At 33.9% G+C, this 17,259-nt stretch carries 17 protein-coding genes and 1 tRNA gene; 14 read left to right on the forward strand and 4 right to left on the reverse strand.

The window, feature by feature from the left end; all coding sequences use genetic code 11:
- From ACP5FO_RS04105 to ACP5FO_RS04145, 9 genes are all read left to right on the forward strand, one after another.
- A partial coding sequence (locus ACP5FO_RS04105) for a winged helix-turn-helix domain-containing protein (protein WP_428157055.1) occupies nucleotides 1–214 on the forward strand: 214 nt, incomplete at its 5' end.
- A 135-nt stretch (nucleotides 215–349) separates the two neighbouring features.
- A complete protein-coding gene (locus ACP5FO_RS04110) occupies nucleotides 350–1,666 on the forward strand; it encodes an OmpP1/FadL family transporter (RefSeq protein ID WP_428157056.1) in 1,317 nt (438 codons plus the stop codon).
- A 103-nt stretch (nucleotides 1,667–1,769) separates the two neighbouring features.
- Nucleotides 1,770–2,258, forward strand: coding sequence for a TorD/DmsD family molecular chaperone (locus ACP5FO_RS04115; protein WP_428107633.1), 489 nt, complete (start codon nucleotides 1,770–1,772; stop codon nucleotides 2,256–2,258).
- Nucleotides 2,259–2,260: 2 nt separating this feature from the next.
- Entirely contained in the window at nucleotides 2,261–2,671 is a 411-nt protein-coding gene (locus ACP5FO_RS04120) for a ubiquinol-cytochrome c reductase iron-sulfur subunit (protein WP_428107631.1), read from the forward strand.
- 7 nt (nucleotides 2,672–2,678) lie between these two features.
- Nucleotides 2,679–3,209, forward strand: a complete 531-nt coding sequence (locus ACP5FO_RS04125) for a 2-oxoacid:acceptor oxidoreductase family protein (protein WP_428107629.1) — start codon at nucleotides 2,679–2,681, stop codon at nucleotides 3,207–3,209.
- A complete protein-coding gene (gene porA, locus ACP5FO_RS04130; RefSeq protein WP_428107627.1) occupies nucleotides 3,206–4,324 on the forward strand; it encodes a pyruvate ferredoxin oxidoreductase in 1,119 nt (372 codons plus the stop codon). Before ACP5FO_RS04125 ends, porA begins: the two co-directional genes overlap by 4 nt.
- A gap of 7 nt (nucleotides 4,325–4,331) precedes the next feature.
- Complete coding sequence (locus tag ACP5FO_RS04135; RefSeq protein ID WP_025391404.1) at nucleotides 4,332–5,192, forward strand: 3-methyl-2-oxobutanoate dehydrogenase subunit beta; 861 nt, start codon at nucleotides 4,332–4,334, stop codon at nucleotides 5,190–5,192.
- Nucleotides 5,185–6,234 carry a radical SAM protein gene (locus ACP5FO_RS04140; protein WP_428107624.1) on the forward strand — a complete coding sequence of 350 codons (1,050 nt, stop codon included), beginning with the start codon at nucleotides 5,185–5,187 and terminating at the stop codon, nucleotides 6,232–6,234. The genes ACP5FO_RS04135 and ACP5FO_RS04140 overlap by 8 nt, the downstream gene beginning before the upstream one ends.
- Nucleotides 6,221–7,051: an SIR2 family NAD-dependent protein deacylase gene (locus tag ACP5FO_RS04145; protein ID WP_428107622.1), complete on the forward strand. Its 831-nt coding sequence runs from the start codon at nucleotides 6,221–6,223 to the stop codon at nucleotides 7,049–7,051. Before ACP5FO_RS04140 ends, ACP5FO_RS04145 begins: the two co-directional genes overlap by 14 nt.
- On the opposite strand, the gene ACP5FO_RS04150 is transcribed toward ACP5FO_RS04145, so the two are convergent.
- Nucleotides 7,037–9,454, reverse strand: coding sequence for a plasma-membrane proton-efflux P-type ATPase (locus tag ACP5FO_RS04150; RefSeq protein WP_428107620.1), 2,418 nt, complete (start codon nucleotides 9,452–9,454; stop codon nucleotides 7,037–7,039). The two genes, ACP5FO_RS04145 and ACP5FO_RS04150, sit on opposite strands and share 15 nt — an antisense overlap.
- Before the next feature lie 91 nt (nucleotides 9,455–9,545).
- A complete protein-coding gene (locus ACP5FO_RS04155) occupies nucleotides 9,546–10,202 on the reverse strand; it encodes a MarC family protein (RefSeq protein ID WP_428107617.1) in 657 nt (218 codons plus the stop codon).
- A 376-nt stretch (nucleotides 10,203–10,578) separates the two neighbouring features.
- Here ACP5FO_RS04155 and ACP5FO_RS04160 point away from each other — a divergent pair, with 376 nt between their 5' ends.
- Together ACP5FO_RS04160 and ACP5FO_RS04165 are read left to right on the forward strand one after the other, a co-directional pair.
- Nucleotides 10,579–10,974, forward strand: a complete 396-nt coding sequence (locus ACP5FO_RS04160) for a hypothetical protein (protein WP_428107615.1) — start codon at nucleotides 10,579–10,581, stop codon at nucleotides 10,972–10,974.
- A gap of 54 nt (nucleotides 10,975–11,028) precedes the next feature.
- Nucleotides 11,029–11,115: transfer RNA gene (locus tag ACP5FO_RS04165), tRNA-Leu, on the forward strand.
- 101 nt (nucleotides 11,116–11,216) lie between these two features.
- Here ACP5FO_RS04165 and ACP5FO_RS04170 read toward each other — a convergent pair.
- Together ACP5FO_RS04170 and ACP5FO_RS04175 are read right to left on the reverse strand one after the other, a co-directional pair.
- On the reverse strand, nucleotides 11,217–13,088 hold the full coding sequence (locus ACP5FO_RS04170) for an FAD-dependent oxidoreductase (protein ID WP_428107612.1): 1,872 nt from the start codon (nucleotides 13,086–13,088) through the stop codon (nucleotides 11,217–11,219).
- A 295-nt stretch (nucleotides 13,089–13,383) separates the two neighbouring features.
- Complete coding sequence (locus ACP5FO_RS04175) at nucleotides 13,384–14,754, reverse strand: class II fumarate hydratase (RefSeq protein WP_428107607.1); 1,371 nt, start codon at nucleotides 14,752–14,754, stop codon at nucleotides 13,384–13,386.
- Between the two features lie 92 nt (nucleotides 14,755–14,846).
- Between ACP5FO_RS04175 and ACP5FO_RS04180 the strand changes: the two genes are divergently transcribed.
- The 3 genes from ACP5FO_RS04180 (at nucleotide 14,847) to ACP5FO_RS04190 (ending at nucleotide 17,225) form a co-directional block, all read left to right on the forward strand.
- Nucleotides 14,847–15,938, forward strand: coding sequence for a class I SAM-dependent RNA methyltransferase (locus tag ACP5FO_RS04180; RefSeq protein ID WP_428157057.1), 1,092 nt, complete (start codon nucleotides 14,847–14,849; stop codon nucleotides 15,936–15,938).
- Between the two features lie 82 nt (nucleotides 15,939–16,020).
- On the forward strand, nucleotides 16,021–16,539 hold the full coding sequence (locus ACP5FO_RS04185) for a YeeE/YedE thiosulfate transporter family protein (RefSeq protein WP_428107599.1): 519 nt from the start codon (nucleotides 16,021–16,023) through the stop codon (nucleotides 16,537–16,539).
- The gene (locus tag ACP5FO_RS04190) at nucleotides 16,536–17,225 is read left to right on the forward strand and encodes a DUF6691 family protein (RefSeq protein WP_428107595.1); all 690 of its coding nucleotides are present in this window, start codon (nucleotides 16,536–16,538) and stop codon (nucleotides 17,223–17,225) included. The genes ACP5FO_RS04185 and ACP5FO_RS04190 overlap by 4 nt, the downstream gene beginning before the upstream one ends.
- The last annotated feature ends 34 nt before the right edge of the window (nucleotides 17,226–17,259 follow it).

Below are 17,259 nucleotides of genomic sequence, written 5' to 3' on the forward strand. Positions count from 1 at the left end.
GAGCTACAAAGCTGCATGGGATATTGTAAAAGAAATAAATACTTTAGCAAAATCACCTATACTTGAAACAAAAATTGGCGGAGAAGGCGGTGGCGGATCTGTTCTAACACAAAAAGGCAAACAACTTATTGCTGCTTTTGAAACTATTGAAAGAGATTTAAATAAGTTCTTAAAAAATGCTCAAAATAAAATCAACAAACTACTTCAAGACTAAATACGATATATAGGTTATTTATATAAAATTATTTCTTTAAAAAGCTATAAAAAAATTTCAAATTTATCATTTTTTTCTTGACAAGCATAAAATGATTTTATTATACTGTGACAAAATTACAATTTTGGGGGTCTTATGTTGAAAAAACATGTATCTTTGGCTGTTGCATTGGCGGTTGGTTTGAGTCTTGGTGTGGCAACTAAATCGTTTGCTACAAATGGTTACTATATGACAGGCCTTGGCGCAAAGCAAATTGCGCTGGGCGGTGCAGTGGTAGCTAACCCTCAGGATGCTTCCACAATTTTGACAAACCCAGCCGGAATATCCTGGCTTCCAACATCAAGTGCATCTGTTGGCGGTGATATTTTTGTACCACTTAGATACCTAAACGGCCAGGGTAGTCAATCAAATGTTTATGTTGTCCCAGCAGCTGGTGTTGCAATAAATCCAAAAGGATGTAATTGCCAGGAGTCAAACTTTACCTGGGGCATTGGCATGTATGGCGTATCCGGTATGGGTGTTGATTGGAATAATCCAAATGGTTTTGGTATGGCAGCACCTTTACAAAAGGTTTATTCAAACATGCAGATGATGGAGATGGATATAGCTGGATCATACAGAATAGATGGCCACTTATCCATAGGTTTTGCTCCAGTGTTTGTGTATCAGGCTATGTCACTGGAAATGGATATGAATAATGAAGCGATAGCAAAGGCTTATGGTTATGGGAGTTATGCCGGAGTTGCTCCTTTTGCTACAGGCACAGCCGTAAACTCTCTAAATGCTCAAAATGCCTATGGCGCAGGATTTAACTTAGGTCTTGTGTATAAGCTAAATGACATGTGGCAATTTGGCTTGGCATACCAATCAAAACGCTGGATGCAAACACTCCAGTGGAATACCATGCCTAACGCTTTCAATCCTGCAACAGGGCAAGGAATGCTAGGTGGCATGTTTGATGGCTACAAAGTACGCATGAGACTTGATATGCCACAAACCATACAGTTTGGCGTAAACTTTAGACCTGTAAATAATTTACGTATTGAAGCAGACGCAAAATGGATAAATTGGTCAAATGTAATGGATAAAGTTCCAGTTACTGGTGTAGCTGGCATGAATTCCTGGGATTTTAACTGGAAAAATCAATGGGTATACATGCTTGGCGTTGAATATACACCTACCCCTCCATTAACATTAATGGCTGGCTTTAACTATGGCAAAAGCCCAGTTCCAGATGGCGGCCAGGCTTTCGGTAATAACATTATAGCTCCAGCTATAGTTCAAACACACCTATCTTTTGGTGCCTCATATAGTGTAACTCCAAGCGTACAGGTAACTGCTGCATACCAGCACGCATTTGAACACAAACAAAGCGGCACTTTTGATGGCATGCCAATATCTATAAAAATGCACGAAGACGAATACGCTGTTCAGCTAACCTATAAATTCTAATAATCTAGCACACTTAGGAAAAAATTCCCTAAGTGTGCTTTTAAAAAATTCAAATACAATTTCCTTGCAAATTAAATAATTTTTATTATAATAAATGGTGTTTATGAATAAATTTGATTGCTTATCTGTATTGTTTTTGTATCCTCAAAAAAATATAATAGAGCCTTATAAAAATTGTGCTGAAAACTTCGGATTAAAATTACCCGAATTGGAAGATTTACAGGTAGAATATACCAGACTTTTTATAAACGCATACCCAAAAGTTATTGCACCACCATACGAATCATTCTGGAGAGAAAAAGAAATTTACGGAGAAACTACAATTGCAATAAAAAAACTTTACGCTGCATGTAATTTAGATACAAGTAAAAACTGGCATGATCTTCCAGATCATATTGCAGCAGAATTGGCTTTTTTGGCCTATTTAGAAGGCAATGACACCATTGAATATCAGGACATAAAGGCGCGACTTTTAGAAGAACATCTTAAAGCTTGGGTTGATAAATTCTGCGAAGTTGTGAAAAATAATACTACACTTGAGTATTTCAAAAATCTATCTATATTACTTGAAGAAAATATTTATGAAGACTAAAAATGGAGAGAAGAGATTTTTTTAAATTAGGAGCTAAAGCAATTTTAGCAGGATTTATAGGCTTTATCAGTATTGATTTTGCCCTTGGAGGTAACAATACTAAACGACTGGTACGATTCTTGAAGGACGAATTAAAAAAAGGTTCCAATAACGATGGTGTAAATTATAAAGATAGTGTATTTTTGATTGATAGAGATAAAAAAATAGAAGCACTAAACGCTCATTGTACACACTTGGGCTGTATCGTAAAATGGCACAATGATAAAAAAGAATTTATATGTCCTTGCCATGGCAGTGTCTATGACGCTTGGGGAAATCGTATTTCAGGTCCAGCACCAAGAGGGCTTTATCATCTCAAATATAAAGTCGGGTCGGATGAAATAGTTGTAGATTATATTAATAAAATGGCGTGAGGTTTTTATGAAACAAATTGGTTTGCATGGTAGAGGTGGACAGGGTGTTGTAGTAGCAGGTGAAATACTGCAAGAGTGTTACTTTGATAGTGGTAAATATGTGCAGTTTATGCCATCTTACGGTGCAGAGCGCAGAGGTTCTCCATCACATTCATACATTCGCACAGATAATAATAAAATTTACCAGCGCTATGAGATAGAAGAAGAAGATATTTCAGTTATATTTAGTCTCTCTGTAATAGATACTGCAAAATTGAGAGAAAATGGCACTTTAATCATAAATGGCTCAAACTTTAAAGTAAAAGAAAAAAAGATTGATATTTATACAGTGGATGCTAATGCTATTGCGCTATCACTTGGGCTTGGAAGCCCCGCAATTCCTATTATTAATACTACGATTCTTGGTGCTTATTGTAAGGTTACAAATGATTTTTCTTTTGATATATTAGCTAATGCCATAAAATCTAAAATTGATAAAAAAGCCGATTTAAATATAGAAGGTGCCAGGCTTGCATACGAAAGTGTGAGGTATTTATGAAAAAAGTATTAGGCGGAAATGATGCAGTTTCGCAAGCTGTGTCAGTTTGCGATGTAGAAGTTATAAGTGCATATCCAATAACACCACAAACCTCAATAATAGAAAAAATCGCTGATTTAATTTATGCCAAACAAATAAACGCTCAATTTATTAAAGTAGAATCAGAACACTCAGCAATGGCAGCTTGCATTGGTGCATCCATTGCTGGCTCAAGGACATTTACAGCAACAAGCTCTCAAGGGCTACTTCTAATGCACGAAGTTTTACACTGGGCAAGTGGTGCCAGACTGCCAATTGTGCTTGCCAATGCAAATAGAGCAATAGCTCCTGGTTGGAATATTTGGGCTGAAGCTACAGATTCTCTTTCTCAAAGAGACACTGGATGGGTTCAAATGTATGCTGCAAACTCTCAAGAAGTTTATGATTTTACCATAATGGCTTTTGCGGTGGCAGAAAGGGCGCTTTTCCCTGTTATGGTTTGTCTGGATGGTTTTTTGCTTACACACACAAAAGAACCTGTTGAAATTTTAGAACATGAAACAGTCAAGCAATTGCTTCCAAAAATTAAACGCGATACACTAGATCCAGCAAACCCAAAAGCATATGGCGCACTCGCCTTTCCAAAAGACTATTATATTATAAAAAAAGGGCAACACTTAGATATGCTTAAAGTTTTAGATATTTTTGACAATGTTTCGCTTGAGTTTGAAAAAATTACAAATAGACATTATAATCCAGTTGAAGTTTATCCAAAGCCAGATAGTCAGTATTCTATAGTAGCTTTGGGAACGCTTAGTCAAACTGCAAGGTTAGCTGTAGATAACCTAAGAAAAGACGACATTGATGTTAACCTTGTTAAAATAAATATGTTAAGACCATTTCCCCAACAACTATTAAAACAATTGCTAAGTGATAAAAAGCTTATCGTGGTATTTGATAGAGATATCTCACATGGCAAAAGTGGTATTGTAAAAGACGAAATTGCTGGTGGCTTGGATTTGTGCAATGTTGTTGGCTTTGTGGGAGGTCTTGGTGGCGACAAAATTACAGAATCTACAATTGCTAATGCATTTTTAGACGCAAAAAATGCTCAGATAAAAGGATTATTCTTGTGAGGTAAATATGAAAATATCTAAAGATGAAATAGCCCTTCCAAATAATTTAGCCTGCCCTGGATGTGGTGCAAGTCTGGCAATGCGACTTGCGCTTAAAGCTTTAGGCAGAAATACTGTGCTTGTTATACCTGCATGTTGCTGGACAATTATAAATGGTCCTGTTGGTAAAAATTACGCAGGAGTTCCAGTATTTCATACCGCTTTTGAAACTACAGCAGCTGTTGCAAGTGGCATTAAAGCATCCTTTAAGATGCAAGGTAAAGACAGTATAAATGTTGTAGGTTGGGCAGGTGATGGCGGTACATTTGATATCGGCTTGCAAGCTTTAAGCGGTGCAGCTGAGCGAAATGACGATATAATTTATGTTTGCTATGACAACGAAGCCTATATGAATACAGGTATTCAAAGAAGCTCTGCCACACCATACTTTGCTCAAACAACCACAACACCAGAAGGCAAAGATAGACCAAAAAAAGATTTAATGGCTATACTTGCTGCTCACTATGTACCCTATATTGCTTCTGTTTCGCTTGCATATCCACAGGACTTTACAAAAAAATTTGAAAAAGCAAAATCCATAAGGGGCTTTAAGTTTATACATATTTTTGTGCCCTGCCCGCCAGGCCAAAAATTTCTTGAAGATAAAACTATTGAAGTGGCAAAACTTGCTGTTGAAACCGGTGTATTTCCACTTTATGAGATAATAGACGGCAAATATGTGTTATCAAAAAAACCTAAATTTACTGATATTACAGAATACTTAAAACTGCAAGGTAGATACAAAAATTTAACACAAGAAAATATTGAATTTTTAAGACAATCAATTCAAAAGAAGTGGGAATATCTAAATAAACGTTTTAATGAATGAGCTTAAGTGGTTAGCGTTTGAAGTAACGCCTAAGTGTAATTTAAACTGCATCCATTGTCGCACAAATGCAAATGCTAATCTTAACGAAGTTTTAACATATAAACAAATAACACAAACTATTGAAGATATTGATAGGCGCTATAAACCCGTGCTGGTTTTAACTGGCGGAGAACCGCTTCTTAGATCAGATATTTTTGAGATAGCAGCTTTTGCAAAATCTAAAAATTGGCGTGTAGGGCTTGCCACAAACGGTACGCTGGTTGACGAAAAGTTATCATTAAAAATTAAAGCCCATTTTGATATAGTTTCTTTATCTCTTGACGGCTCCACTGCACAAATACATGATAATTTTAGAGCGCAAGAAGGTGCATTTGATGCTACAATCAATGCTGCAAAGCTTTTGGTTAAACATAATATCCCGTTTATAGTAAATTCTTCTTTTACAAAAAGAAACCAACATGATATAGAAAATACTTACAAACTGGCAAAATCCCTTGGGGCAAAAAGCTGGTATATGTTTATAATTGTACCCACAGGCAGAGGTGAAAATTTACAAAATGAATTAATTTCAAAAAATGATTACTATAAAATATTAAAGTGGCACTTTAAACTGGAGCTTCAAGAACAAGATATGTTTATCAGGCCTACTTGCGCACCTGAATATTATGCTATAGCAGATCTATACACAAAAACACATGATGTAGAATACACCAGGCGTTCACTAAGCTTTTCAACCGGTGGGGCAAAAGGTTGTATTGCAGGCCAATCAATCGCGTTTATAGCATTTGATGGTTCAATTAAACCGTGCAGTTATTTTTTACGATCTGCTGGAAACATTCTACAAAATTCATTTTTAGATATATGGGATAATTCACAAATATTTCAAGACTTAAGGGACTTTAGCAAATACACTGGAAAATGCAAAACGTGCGATTATATTAATAGCTGTGGAGGATGCAGGGCAAGAGCTGATGCGTATTTTGGTGATTACTTAGCAATTGATCCTTATTGTTTGTTATGGAGCAAAAATGCTAGTAAATGATTATGATGCTGTGTTAAATATCATAAAAAATAGCAAAACTGCTCTTTTTTTAACCGGTGCTGGTATAAGTGCAGATTCGGGTATCCCTACATTTAGAGATAAAGAAGGTTACTGGCGCAATTTTCCAGTTTTTAAAGAAAAAGGTTTGGAAGCGCAAGAACTGGCAAGCCCTTACAGTTTTGAAGTAAGACCTCAGTATGCTTGGGCATTCTATGAATGGAGAAGGAGAAATGCTCATTACAACAAACCCCATGAAGGGTACTATGTTATTGTACGTTTAATGAAAGAAGTTTTTAAATCTTCCTTTATACATACAACTAATACAGATGGTTATCATTTACGCTCTGGAGCCGATAAAGACAAAGTTTACGAAGTTCATGGTTCCATGTGGAGACTGCAATGCACAAGAGGGCTTGCATGCAGCTATTTTGTACAAGAAAACTATGATGTTCCGCTTTGTGATTTAGATGAAAAAACTATGCAGGCAAGTAACCTCCCTTATTGTCCTGTATGTGGTAGTTTACTTAGACCAAACATTTTAATGTTTGGAGATTGGGATTACATAGAAAATGAATATCAGGCAAACAATTACTATGAATTTATAAATGAGTGCAAATATCCAGATATAATTTTCTTGATCGGATCAAGTGGCGCAGTGCCAACGAATGATTATGTCGCAAATAAATTTAAATTTTATGGTTCTAAAATTATTACAATAAACCCAGCAATTGAATCTACAAATATCTGCAAACCCCATATTTTTTTGCAAGAAAAAGCAAAAAACGCGTTATTAAATATTGCGTCAATGATTTTTTAGTTTACTTAAAGCCACTTTAACAAAATCATTAAATAAAGAAGCAAGTATTAAATAGAAAACAAGCAAAGCTACTAACTCAAAAGGAAGTCGATAGACAATAATGCCAAAACTCATCATTAAAACACCAACTATAAAATCTGCAAGCATTGACACAAGCAATACCCTGCTTGGAACAGATTCCCAGAAGTGACCTCTTTCTCTTATCACAAATACATTAAAAATATTTGAAAAAAGCAATATACCAAAACCAAAAGAATGAAGCATATGTGAGTTAGAAAATATTTGATAATTTTTATCTGCTACATAAAGTATGAATAAAGATTCTAAAACTGTCAATACACCAATCATAACACTTACATTTACAAGGGGCCTTATATTAAATACTTCAGGCTTTTTGCTCCATCTTACATTATCTGTAGAAAACGATATTGTTACAAAATCAATAATAAATAACAATAAAACTACATCCAAAGCAGAAACTACAAACTTACCTGTAATTAAATATGCAATGCATACAAATACAACTGTTTGAAAAGTTTTTACAATTTTATTTACAATCCAATTTAAAACCCTATGATGAATTATACGTCCCATTTTTATAAGGTTCACAATGGTACCCAAGCCTTCTTGAAGCAAAACGACACTTGCCGCTTTTTTGGCTATATCTGTTGCGTTGCTTACGGCAATACCAACTTCAGCTTGCTTTAGAGCAGGCGCATCATTTACACCATCACCTGTCATGCCAACAATCTCATTGCCACTCTGCAATGACTTAACTATGTAAAACTTGTCTTCTGGAAGTACTTCGCAGAAACCGTTCGCTTGATTAGCAATCTCGTAAGCTTTTTTTGCATTATTTGATATTGCCTGTCTTATAACTTCTGGCCTTGCAATATTGCCTCCAATGCCTACTTGAGAGGCAATTTCTTGTGCAATAGGTTTTGCATCACCTGTGAGCATTTTTATTTTAACACCAAGTTTGCGCAATTCTTTTATAAAAACGCTTGAATCTTTTCTAGGCGGATCATATAGAGCTGCTAGACCTACAAACTCTATCTTGCCAGATTTTTCTATTGAAATTGCAATTGTTTTGTAACCATTTTTTGCCCATTCATTAACAGCATTATCAAGTTCTAGTTTTGTTTTTTCATCCACCACAGGACAAACATTGCAAATACTTTCGTATGCACCTTTTGTAATTATAATCTGTTCATTATTAATTTTTACAGCAGACTGAGTGCGTTTTAGCTTTGGATCAAATGGTATAAAATTTATCTTCTCATAACTTGATAAATCTATATTTTTGTCCTTGGCAGCATTTATAAAAGCTAAGTCTATTGGATCATTGTTAGCTTCAAGACTACATAAAGCACCATAGATATATATATCGTTTTCGCTAAAACCTGATACTGGCTTCACTTTTGACAAAGTCAATTTGTTTTCAGTAATCGTACCAGTTTTATCCGCACAAAGCGTAGTCATTGATGCTACATCCTCTGAAGCATTGAGTCTTGTTACCAATATACCTTTTTTTGACAACTGTTGTGAACCAAGCGCCATAGATACAGTAAACATAGCAGGCAAAGCAACAGGAATTGCGCTAACAAGCAAAATAAGCATTAAAGGCAAAAGCGCAAAGAGATTTTCACCTCTAACATAAGAAACTATAAAAGTTAAAACAAGAGAACCAACAACAATAACCATCAAAAATTTTACGACTTTTGTAATCATGTGTTCTATATTTAACTTTGGCTTTGCAAGCTCAACCAACTCGGTAGTTTTGCCAAAATAGGTTTTGTTGCCAATAAATACAACCACAGCGGTACACTCCCCATTTTTCACAATCGAACCAGAGTACAAAATATCGTTTGTGGTTTTTTGAATTAGTTGAGATTCACCTGTTAAGGCAGATTGATCGACGCCTATTGAGCCATCTATTACCTTAACATCGGCTGGCACAAAGTCACCTGCTCTAATTCTTACAATATCACCTACTGTTACTTCTCTTGCATCGATCAATACCCACTGATCTCTTAGGGTACGCACCTTTATGGCAAGTTGTTTTTTTAAAGCTTCAACTGCTTGAGATGATTTGGATTCTTGATAAAAGCTCAATATAGCGTTAAGAAAAAGCAAAGCACCTATAAAATACGCATCTAAGTAATGTTTTAAAAAAATTGATAGAATAATTATAAATTCCAGCATCCATGCTGTAAGACCCCAAAATTTTTTTAAAAAAAGAACAATTAGCGATTTCTTTTTTTCGGGTATCTCATTAAACCCCAATTCACTTTGTCTTTTTTTTACTTCTGTTTCGCTTAAACCTCTTTCGCTTGTTTCTAAAAGTTCAAATATCCTTTCGTAAGATAGTTCTTTGAATTCTTCTTTTGTCAACAACTTCATCTCATACTCTCACAAAGACTAGTATACAAAACAAACTTATTTAGTCAAATTAATATTTTGAATGAATTTTGTAATAAAAATATATACACACTTACTTTAGAAAAGCTGGAAACAGTACTTTTAGGCCATTTACAATAAATTGCACAGATATTGCAAGCAATATAATGCCCATAAGCCTGGAAATTATACCTATACCAATTTTACCCAAAAATCTATTTAAATAAGAAGAGCTAATCAAAACAAAGTAAACAGCAAAACACGCAATAATAATCGCTATAAATATTGCTGCATATAAAAATAAGTTTTGAACTGAAGTTGAAAGTGTAATAACAGTAGCAATTGCACCAGGGCCAGACAAAAGGGGTATGGCAAGAGGTACAAGTGCAATATTCTCTTTATCTTCTACATCTGCAAGTTCATCTTTAGATGTGCGCTCTTTATGGGGATTGCCAAAAACCATATTAATAGAAACCAAAGATAGCAAGATGCCTCCTGCTACTTCCAATGAACCTATATTAATCCCAAATATTTTAAAAATTAATTCGCCAAATAAGAAAAAAAATGTTAGTATTCCAAAAACAAAATATGTTGAACGCCTTATAATATAGTGTTTATCTTTTTGGGAATAATTTTGTGTTAAGCTAACAAATACAGGTAGAGCACCAAATGGATTAATTATAGCAAAAATAGAAATAATGCTTTTTAAAGCAAAAGAAAAAAACTCAACAGTATCAAAGTTAGTCGTCATAAAATAATTATAATACCTTCTTTTCAATAAATCAATAAGCTATCAAAATTTAAAAAACTTTATTTGATCAAGAAATACTTACTTTGTTTGCATTTAGTGCGTTTAGATGTTTTACTGAAGCCTTTTTGTGACAGTTTCTTTGTTAAAATTTAACTTAATAAAACCTAAAAAGACCATCAAATCCGCAATAACACATTAAGTAAAAATAATTTTAAACATAAACCTTTTCAAATGCCGTTATTTATGTGTTTTATTAAAAGAATATATAAAAGTAAACTCCTTGCTAACACTTATTGGATTATAATAAAGATTTTTTTTCTTGCAAATAGCTAATATTAAATATATAATTTTGCTAACAACAAAAAACGAGGTTAAAATGGCACAAGTATTTGATTTAAGCTGTTTACAAAGTTTAGTCAATTATTCTTTTGCAAATATCGCAAGAGTAAAAAAAGAGTTGAATTTAGATGAATCTATCAACTCATTAGATTTTTTCTGTGTTGCAGTTTTGAAGTTTGAAAATTCAAAAGATTTAAAATATGGTGTAGATCTTTTGAATAAAATTTTAAGAAATTCTGATGCTTTTTTTAATGAAAGCAATAGTTTTATTTATTTGGTTTTGCCTGGAACAGACGAATCTGGAGCATTGTTTGTCCTTGAAGACTTTAGGGATTTTCTTGGTAATAAATTCAAATACAAAATATTAGAACTGAGGCAAGAAAACATAAAAGATTTAGGTAAAATATTATTCGACATAAAAAAATCTTTATAGCAAAAATTACAACTTGACTTTTTTTTAACTTCATAATAAGATTATTAAAGCACTGCCGGGGTGGTGAAACTGGTAGACGCGCTGGACTCAAAATCCAGTGGGGGTAACCCCATGCGGGTTCGATTCCCGCCCCCGGCACCAACAATATTTTCCATATTTCGAAAACAAGATATTTATGTGTAAAAACGGTAAGGTAGTTTATATTATAAAGGTGGGACAAACCCACCTTTAATATATATAGATTAGTATCTACTTATGAGTTCGTAAGCAGATTGGGTTGCGGTGTAAATGTCTGCTACCCTTGTCGCATCTCCAATAATTTCAACATTCTTAAACTTGTCTTTAATTTGCTCATACAAAGCTTTATTGGGCTTTGTACCAATGCTAGAAATGATTGTGTCAAATTTGCCTAAATTTATTACTTCGTCTTCCTGTCTGGCAAAAACACCTTCTTTTGTAAATTCTTCAACACTTGTTGCCACAAATATTTTTACATTTGGGTTGTTTTTAAGCCTTGCAAGTGTAAAGTCCTGCATCAAATCGCTTAAAATATCAACACCTACAACCTCAAAACCCTGGTTAGCCAGGATTTCCATAGCTTCCCTTCCAATTAAGCCAATACCTAATACAAGTACCCTTTTGCCTTTCGGTTGGGCAACTGATTCAAAAAAACTAAATGCATCTATTACATACTCATTCTCAATGCCTTTAATATTTGGTATTTGCGAGTTGGCACCAGTTGCTACAACAACTAAATCAGGATTTTGCTCTTTTAATTTTTCATAGTTTGCTTCTTCGTATCTAAACTCAACACCTCGTCTTTTAGCTTCGTTTATAAGAGCATTTAGTGGCTTTTGCATTGCATCTTTGTATGGGGCTTTTGTTGCAAGTATAAATTGTCCGCCAAGCTCTTTCTTTTCAAAAACAATAGCATCATAGTCTTTCATTTTAGCATAAATACCTGTAGCAATTCCTGCTGGACCACCGCCAACTATGCAAACCTTAAGTTTTTTACCTGAAGGTTCAAAAAATTTTTTATCTACAAAAGGATTTGTAATACACCCAAGACCTATTCCGCTTCTGACATTGTACAAGCATCCTTGCAAACAACCACCACAATACCAAATTTTGTCTAACTCATCATTTAACAATTTATTTACAAAATATTGGTCTGCCACAAGAGATCTGCCTAGTCCAAAAAAGTCAACCCATCCTTCTTTAAGTAAAGCCTTTATCCTATCAGGGTTACCCATTCTACCATCAATAATAATAGGTAAATCAATTAAGCTCTTCAGTTTTTTAAATGATTCGATTTGTTTATCTGTGGGCGTTGAAGCATAACTGTAATACCAAAGCGGCGTATCGCATGCATTTCCAAGACCTGCGTGAACCGCTTTAATACCGTATTTTTTAGCCAAATTAATTAATTCCACATTGTCTTGTTCAACAATTCCATCCTCAACAAATTCATTTGCAGATACTCTCAAAATTAACTCTAAACCATTACTAAAATTAGCTACTTCTTCAAAAACTTCTTTTGCAAAAAGTAATTTATCTTTTCCGTACTCATCATTGCGCTTATTGGTACGATCCTTTAAAAATTGGGCTATTAAATAACCCATGCCAGCCTGTATTTCTATTGCATCAAATCCTGCTTTTTTTGCCCTTACAGTCGCTTTTCCAAAAGCCTTAACAATTTCTTTAATTTGCTCTTTAGTAAGCTCTTTTGGTGTTTGCATAGTAGATGGACACATTACAGCACTTGGAGCCAAAACCACGCCACTTGCTTTGGGGTTTGCAGCCCTACCTGCGTGATTTAAGTTTATACATGCCAAAGAACCATTATCGTGTATAACCCTTGTTATCTTTGAAAGCTCATCTATACAATAATCCTCATCAATGCATAATTGCTTTGGGTGCTCTCTACCACTTTTTAATACAGCCGTAGGTTCAATAATTATTAGCGCTGTACCCCCTTTAGCCAAATTTTCGTAGTAATTTAAATGCCTTTGGTTTACATGCGACTCTAAATCTGCATAAGCAGTCTTAACAGGTGCAGCAATAAATGGATTTTTTAATGTAAGTGAACCTAACTTATTACCCTCTAGCTTCATATCAAACCTCCTATTTTTACTTAAAATTATACCCAAAAAACCGATCAGTCAATATATGACTAAAGAAAAGTAAAAAAATCTCTTGACAATTTTTTAAAATAGAATATTTTTCTGAAAGTATGAGCGTAAGGAAAATTTTTATACTAATATTAGTCTTACTTTTAGTTTTGATTGGTTATAGAGTTTATACGCATTTATCATACCAGTATAAAGTAAAAAAAGCATTTGAGCTATTGCGCAATCAGCCTGTAATAGATATCTATTATCCAGGTAAAGCTTTAATGTTAAAAAAAATCTAAACCATTTTGTGTGGATCTAAAATTTCATCTGCCTGTTGTTTTGTGAGAATACCTTTTTCTAAAACCACTTCTTTTATTGTTTTATTTGTTATATAGGCTTCGTGTGCTACTGCAGCTGCAGCATCATATCCTATAATTAACGACAGGGGTGTTACAAGTGCCAACGAATTTTCTACAAAACTATTTATACGTTCTTTATTTGCTCTAATTGGCAAAATACATTTTGTACTAAAATCATCAATGACATTTGACATTATGTTTATCGCTTCATTTATATGGTAAATTATAGCTGGCATCATAACATTTAGCTCCAATACACCTGCTTGAGCGCACATATTAACTATTTGAGAGTAACCAATCACACTATAGGAAACCTGTAAAACTGATTCTGGGATAACCGGGTTTACTTTGCCTGGCATAATTGAGCTACCTGGCTGTAAATCTTTTAAAATCAGCTCACCGATGCCACATCTTGGACCACAGGATAAAAATCTTATATCGCTTGCAATTTTTATCATACTAGAAGCTAATGTTGATAAACTTGATGCAAAAAAATTTACAGCATCTTTTGATGCAATGGCTTCAAATAAATTAGGTGCCTGTTTATAATCTGTATTGGTAAATTCAGAAATTTTTTCTATTGCAAGCCTGGCAAACCCTTTTGGTGCATTTAAACCAGTCCCAACTGCTGTTGCCCCTAAAGCTAGTTCTTTTAAACCTTCCAAAGCAAATGTGATACGCTTTTTATTGTTAATAATCTGAGTCTTATATGCACCAAATTCATCAGATAACCTAATAGGTACTGCATCCTGCATGTGTGTTCTGCCAATTTTTATAATATTTGCAAATTCTTTTTCTTTATACTCTAATGCTTCTTTGAGACCATCTAGTGCTGGCAAAAGCTTCTTTTTTGAAAGTTCTACAATCATTATATGCATTGCAGTTGGGATTGTATCATTGCTAGATTGGCCTTTATTTACATCATTGTTTGGATGAACAAGTTTTTCACCTTTTTTACCTCCCAAAATCTCTGTTGCCCTGTTTGCTATTACTTCGTTAATGTTCATGTTTGTTGAAGTACCAGAACCCGTTTGATAAACATCTATAGGAAACTGATTGTCAAATTTATGATCTAAAATTTCTTTACAGGCTTGGATTATTGCATCAGCTTTTTTCTCTTCAATGTATTTAAGCTCTTTATTACTCAAAGCACAGGCAAGCTTTACAGTAGCTAGAGCATATATGAAATCCAAAGGCATAGATTTACCTGATACCTTAAAATTTTCTATGGCTCTTTGTGTTTGGGCACCAAAGTATGCTTCATCTGGAACCATAACCTCACCCATTGAATCTGTTTCTTTTCTCATACAGCCTCCTTGTTTTTTTATTAATTTAGTTGCTAGTAGCTATAATTTCAAGTAGATTTGTCATTAAAAATTATATTAGTATAATTGCTTTGATGTTTGAGATTGTACAAATTGCTGGACAGGCTTATAAGGGCTACGGTTATTCCTTTATAAATGGCAAAATAGTGTTTATTCCTTTTGTAGAAACAAATGAAAAAGTAGCAATAAAAATTACAAAAGAAAAAAAAGACTATTGTCTAGCAGAGGTCGTTGATATTTTGGAAAGCACTGAAACTAGAAAAAAACCATTTTGTAAATATTTTGGTTTATGTGGCGGTTGTCATTATCAGCACATTCACTATAATCAACAGTTAAACATAAAATCTCAAATATTAAAAAATATACTTAAACGTATAGGACATATATCATTAGATAACATTGAAATAATAAAAAGCAAACAAACATTTTACAGACACAGGGTAAAATTTCAAAAAAAAGCTGAAAAAATAGGATTTTTTAAACAAAACTCAAATGAATTTCTAGAAATAAACTATTGCCCGATACTTGTTAAACAAATAAATAGTTATATAAAAAATCATAAAGATTTAGAAATAGAAGTCGATAGCTTTTTTAAACTAGCTACAAATAAAAATGAACCGTTAAGAATAGACTTATCTTTTATTGCAAAAGATGCTTACATTGATTATAAAATGGGTTCTTTTACTCAAGTCAATCTTGATGCAAACAAAACTCTTATTAATCTTATACTAAATTTAGTTAAAGATGAAAATGTTTTTGAAGCATTCTGCGGAATCGGGAACTTTACAATACCTTTGGCACTCAAAAACCACAAGGTCGAAGCTTTTGAAATTGATGAGTTATCCATTGAGACACTAAAACAAAACGCAAAAAGATTATCGCTTGATATTAAAGCAACTCAGTGTGATTTAAATAAACCACTAGAATATAAAAAACCAATTGATACATTAATACTTGATCCACCAAGAAGTGGAAGTCAAAATCTAATGCACTTTATTAACAATAAAAAACCAAATCAAGTGATATATGTATCATGCGAACCACCAACGCTTGCAAGGGATCTATCTATTTTAAAAAACTACACACTTGAAAAGATTTTTTTACTTGATATGTTTCCAAATACCTATCATTTTGAAACTGTAGCGGTTTTATCATTAGATAAGTAAGTGACTTAAATAAATAAATCATTCTTGATATTACATTCAAAAATAATAAACTTCAAAGCAAGATTGAAAAATGGGAGGTTTTATGCAACAAAGAGGTTATTGGGGAACGTTGATTGGTGGTTTTCTTGTAGGTACAACGCTTTTTATTTTTTATTATGTATCTGGTGCTGGTTTTGGTGCTAGTGGCGGTTTTTCTCAGGCATCGGCTTTCATAATTTCGCTGTTTAGCAAGTCTTATATTGCATCGAATGCGTATACAGCAAAAGATTTAGGTGAACATAGCATAGTACATATCTTGTATAACCGTATTTTCTTCATCGATATTGGCATATTTATTGGTGGCTTTGTTAGTGCACTTATTGGTGGTAGGCTAAGATTTTCTACAGACAAAGGACCTACTGCATCAACACCCTATAGATATGCACTGGCATTTTTTGGTGGCATTTTAATTGCCTACGCTACTAGATACGCAAGAGGCTGTACAAGCGGTCAAGGATTAGCCGGCGCAGGTGCATATTCAATAGGTGGATGGTTATTTTTGTTCTGTGTATTTGCTGGTGTATACCTTACTGCAAGGTTATTTAGGAGGCAATGGTTATGAGCGCACCACTTTATATAAACGGTATCATCTCGGGTCATACAAATATGCTTTTTTCAATATTTGGTGGATTTTTGTTTGGCTTTTTTTTGGAAGTAACAGGTTTTGCTTCAGGAAAAAACATAACTGATGAGTTCTATTTTAGAAACAATCGCGTTATACAAATGATGGTTTCAGCTATTTTAACATCCACATTCTGGTTTTTGGTATTTGGCTCATTGGGTCTTATACAGATACCAAACATTTGGACACCAAATTTATATTTGTGGCCATATATATTTGGGGGGCTTTTATTTGGCGTTGGTATGGCAATGAGCGGTTATTGTCCCGGCACTTCTGTTGCAGCCATAGCAAGCGGCAAAAAAGACGCTATGGTATTTGGACTTGGAATGCTTGTTGGAATGGCTATATTTATATTCGGTTTTCCGTTTGAGAAAGATTTTTATGTTTCAAGCGACTTAGGACAAGTTTACTGGCATACACTATTTGGTGCAAATACAGTTATTTCATTCATTATAACAGTATTAATAGGTGGATTCTTCATGGGATTTATGCAATACATGGTATCTTATGTCAACAAAAACCGCACAGAATCAAAAGAATATTCAGCACAATACGTAATTGGTATCTTAGCATTAATTTTTGTTATCGTGGTTACAGTATTGCTAAAGACTCTCTTACCTGCTTAACTTAAAAAGGGGCTGGCCCCCTTTTTTTTCAAAA

It is taken from the genome of Desulfurella sp., from assembly GCF_049977265.1.
Lineage (GTDB): Bacteria > Campylobacterota_A > Desulfurellia > Desulfurellales > Desulfurellaceae > Desulfurella.